Below are 4,098 nucleotides of genomic sequence, written 5' to 3'. Positions count from 1 at the left end.
ACTTACAAGTTTATTTTTGTGTTTACACAAAAATAAACCCTATTAACAAATCAAATTCTTTGTTAATAGGGTTTTCTTAACTTCCCCTGTATTTATCTGAAATATTATATGTAAAACTAGTTTACATATAATTGTTTTATAATCTCATTTAAAAATTCTGAAGATGATGAATAATTATTTTCTTCAACTAACTCATCTAGTTTTTTTCTAACTGAAGGCTGTAACATAAATTGATATCTCTTTTTCTTTTCTTTAATTTTATCCTTTTTAATCTCTATTTTTTTATATGATGTATTAGGTGATACTGCATTCTCTAAAGCTTTTTCTATATTCTTTTCTTGATTATTACTATCTATTTTTTTATTAAATGCCATTTTAAAACACCTTTCATAATGTATTATATACATAAACATACACATGTTGACGTATATACATGTGTTGATGTAATTACAAATTAAAGCACTCTTTTTAATTTGTATTAATCAAGCATCTTTAATAGCTTTACAACTATTTATAAATTGCTGAAAAAAACTTTTTTCCTTTAAGTATATTGTAGGTTCTTGTTTAAATGATACAATTGGCTTTTTTTCTAAAACACTGCGTGTAATTAATTCCTTATCAGGAAAATAAGTTATATAATCTTCTTGATTTTCAATGCTTTTTTTAAAATTGATTGATGATTTAGTATTATGTTTGACCATATTTCCAACGAAAAAAAGTTTAGCTGTTACATAACTTTCTCGTGTCCTAAAGTCAATTAAATCCTTCTTTAATTTATTAATACGATATGAAATGTTTGCATTTGAATCATCACTAAAGCCACTTGGCTTATTAGGAGAAATTACTTTATGGCTTACCACAATTGCATTTCTTGTTGATGTACTGAAATCAGGATGTGTATCAATAATAATATAGTCATATTGACCAATATTATATTCTTCATAGTAATCATCTAGCCACATATATAATTGCATGTCTTTTCCATCTGTGGTACTCATATGCTTCTCATACTCATCTAAACGTAAAAATCCACTGATAAGATCTATATTGTTATTAATACGGTGTACCTTAACTTTTTCTTCAATATGTAGTGCATCTATTTTTTCGAATATAGATAAGACAGTATTCTTTTGATCATAAATTCCTAAGATTTGAGATAAATTGCATTGGTGATCAAAATCTATCATTAATACTTTGTATCCCAAGTCAGCTAAATATCCAGAAAAATTATAGGATAATGTTGTTTTTCCTACTCCACCTTTAACAGCTGCGAATGTGATTATTTCCATTTGGACACCTCCTTTACCATCTTAACATAAATATACACACATTTATACACATATGTATGAAGGTGTGTCGAAAATCCGCTTCTCTTTATTAATGATATAAATATATATTTTGACTTTTAACTTTAACCAATTTATAGTAATGAAATAAAAAAGAAAGAAAAAAAGAAAGAAAGGGAGAAAAAATGGCAACTTTACCCAAAGAGGTTAGACAAAAATTGGAGTCTAATATTCATATTTATAAAGTAACTAGTAAGAACATATATTATACAGATGATTTCAAACTTAAAGCTGTAGAAGAATATAATCAAGGCAAAGAACCCGAAGATATATTTAGGGATGCTGGAATAGATGTAAATATTCTTTCACAATATCGTAAGGAAAATTACATAGAGGGCAGATTACAGAAATGGAATAGTCAGCAAATTAATATTACCGATGATATTTCAACTATTTTAGAAAAAGAATTAAATGAAGATGCATCCACCTTTAAAACACAAAAAGAACCATCTGAAATAGCTATATACTCTAAAATACTGTCTCAAGGAGAGTATATAATTGAAGAATTAGAAAAAATTGAAATTGAAATAAGCAAACTAGATCTTAATAAAGAAAAATATCAGTCTATTATTGATCTAACAAAAGAAGAAATAATTAGAGCAGTAAACAAAATATAAGACTTTATATTTTAGTATTACTTAGTTTCAATAATACTATATACTGTTTTCCTTTAAATAAAGTAATAAGGACAGCGCACAAACATACACATCAGCATATTGATGTGTATGTTTGTGCTCATCTATATTCCAATTAAAAATTATTAATTTAGATAAATCATTTTATTTCTGCAACTCAAGGTCTTATATAAAACTTGTATCATCTATTAATCATAGATTTAATTAGCGCAGTCACAATATTCTGTGGATGTCCAAATAAAGCCATTTTTGGACTTTTTGTAATAACATCTTGGTTATAATCTTCTTCGTATCTTTGAGTAAATGCTCCTTTAATACTTATAAATAGATAATTATATACTTTGGTAATCGTTTTATTGTGTATTTTCTATTTTCGATTTACACGGATTAAGATTTCTTCAATTTCACTCTTCAAATCTTCAAGTCAAGGCAATAATTTGTTACGTAGAGTTGATTATGTTTATAGTGTTACTAAATGCATATTGTGTGAATCAGATGAATTATTCTTATTATTGTGTAATTTAGTATCTACATTCTTTGACTCATTTTGTTCAACATTTATATCTTAAATTGTAGTTCCTACATTGCTCACGATTAATAGCTTGTGTTTCATTAGGGTATTAATATGTTTTTTAGTGTATGCTTTGATTTGATGTTCAATACGTCTATAAAACGGTCATATGTGTATTTGTTGAATTTCTTTTCTTTATTATAATAATAGAATTGTTGATCCTTGATTTTAGGCATGTAGATGTAAAGACGTTATTTATCCATTTTTGAAGTAACATCAATAAGTCCCTCTTTTATTAATTCTTTTTGAATTTAGTGACTGCGTTCATACTGATATTTAATATTTGTTAAACGTATACATGAAAGCTATCAATGAAAAGATACTCAAATATGTGGTTAAGGACATCAGAAAAATCGAATCACGGTTTAAAATATATAAAATTGTTGACGGCAGAAAAAACCACAATGAATTTGAATTTTAAGCCCTCTCAGCCGTCCATATAAGTCCGTTAAGTATGAATTGCATATATGGAGATAAATATCAAATTGCGGTACATATGTGAAGAGTGTACTTGAGATGATTGTTGCGATGGTCATCTTTTTTATGTTCAAAATCAATAAAAAAGCACTATCTCCTTTACTGCATGCCAACTGACATTCAAGCTAATATTAAGTTATATTCATTAGGTAATCGGGGGATATTCTCATCCCTTACTTCAACTATAAAATGAGGTGATAAAAATGACAAAAATTACTCGAATCAAAATCAAAACATTCTGTAACTATATGATAGGTGTTTCTGTTATCGCCCTAGCCTTATTCATAATCTTTTACTTTTAGTATTTTCTAAACGTTTCACTCATTTAATATGATTATCGAAACAATTGAAAGACTCCTAAATAGCGATTTATCTGCGTATTATATTCATCAAAAAACAGGTGTGACGGCATCAAGTATTCAACGTTTACGAAGTGGCGAACGCCAACTGAACAAATTAATGTTAGATAGTACCGAAAAATTATATTGATTTCAATTAGAGTTAGAACAAAATCAAAAAAATTGCGGAGAGGTTAACAATGAACACTGATGCATTGTGTCGTATATTGAAGTTGAAGCAGGATAGGATAATGGTAAATCAATATGATTTAATTAAATGAGATTTTAATCCAGTCATTGGTAATGAAAAAGAAAACTATCGTCCTTGTTTAGTCATAAGTGATACTGAATTTAATAAGGTTTCCGGTTTTGCTTGGGTTATTCCTATTACAAAAAGATACGATGAGCAATACCCAACAGATGTATTAGTGAAGACTAAAAATCAACATATAAATGGTGTTATCGACTGCAAACAAATTAAATCTGTTGATATACATGCTCGTCCATATCGACATTTTGATATATTGACAACTGAAAAGGTAATAGAAGTAAATGATAGATTGAAAAGTTTATTAAATCTATGAAATTAAAAATGATAATCCCTCTAATCATTTTTGTGTTTTAGATTCTCTAATGATTCGAAGTCAAAAAAATAAGAGGCTGGGACATAATTTCTAACAAATTAGCCAGTAAATGAGTTTATTATAAATTCATTTACTGGCTTCTTTATT

Annotated in this window: 4 protein-coding genes and 1 pseudogene; 3 read left to right on the top strand and 2 right to left on the bottom strand. The window is 27.3% G+C overall.

Annotation, left to right across the window (positions count from 1 at the left end; genetic code table 11):
• Positions 1-116 precede the first annotated feature (116 nt).
• Positions 117-374, bottom strand: coding sequence for a ribbon-helix-helix domain-containing protein (locus AC2FB1_RS10540; RefSeq protein ID WP_015387292.1), 258 nt, complete (start codon positions 372-374; stop codon positions 117-119).
• Between the two features lie 108 nt (positions 375-482).
• Complete coding sequence (locus AC2FB1_RS10535; RefSeq protein ID WP_070853605.1) at positions 483-1,289, bottom strand: ParA family protein; 807 nt, start codon at positions 1,287-1,289, stop codon at positions 483-485.
• A 182-nt stretch (positions 1,290-1,471) separates the two neighbouring features.
• On the opposite strand from AC2FB1_RS10535, the gene AC2FB1_RS10530 reads away from it, so the two are divergent.
• The 3 genes and pseudogenes from AC2FB1_RS10530 to AC2FB1_RS10520 form a co-directional block, all read left to right on the top strand.
• Positions 1,472-1,963: a hypothetical protein gene (locus AC2FB1_RS10530; protein WP_423585954.1), complete on the top strand. Its 492-nt coding sequence runs from the start codon at positions 1,472-1,474 to the stop codon at positions 1,961-1,963.
• A gap of 1,396 nt (positions 1,964-3,359) precedes the next feature.
• On the top strand, positions 3,360-3,518 hold the full coding sequence (locus AC2FB1_RS10525; protein WP_015387289.1) for a hypothetical protein: 159 nt from the start codon (positions 3,360-3,362) through the stop codon (positions 3,516-3,518).
• A gap of 142 nt (positions 3,519-3,660) precedes the next feature.
• Positions 3,661-3,951: pseudogene (locus AC2FB1_RS10520) on the top strand (type II toxin-antitoxin system PemK/MazF family toxin); the annotation flags it as partial.
• Positions 3,952-4,098: the final 147 nt, after the last annotated feature.

This window comes from Staphylococcus sp. CoH_129_LAB_1 (assembly GCF_058191515.1).
The sequence above is the reverse complement of the archived record's forward strand: the minus strand, read 5'-3'. Positions and strand labels throughout refer to the sequence as shown.

Bases quoted from the DNA above. Each gene is read 5' to 3' on its own strand.
- AC2FB1_RS10525 (WP_015387289.1), top strand. From the start codon at position 3,360: ATGATTATCGAAACAATTGAAAGACTCCTAAATAGCGATTTATCTGCG.
- AC2FB1_RS10535 (WP_070853605.1), bottom strand. From the start codon at position 1,289: ATGGAAATAATCACATTCGCAGCTGTTAAAGGTGGAGTAGGAAAAACA.
- AC2FB1_RS10540 (WP_015387292.1), bottom strand. From the start codon at position 374: ATGGCATTTAATAAAAAAATAGATAGTAATAATCAAGAAAAGAATATA.
- AC2FB1_RS10530 (WP_423585954.1), top strand. From the start codon at position 1,472: ATGGCAACTTTACCCAAAGAGGTTAGACAAAAATTGGAGTCTAATATT.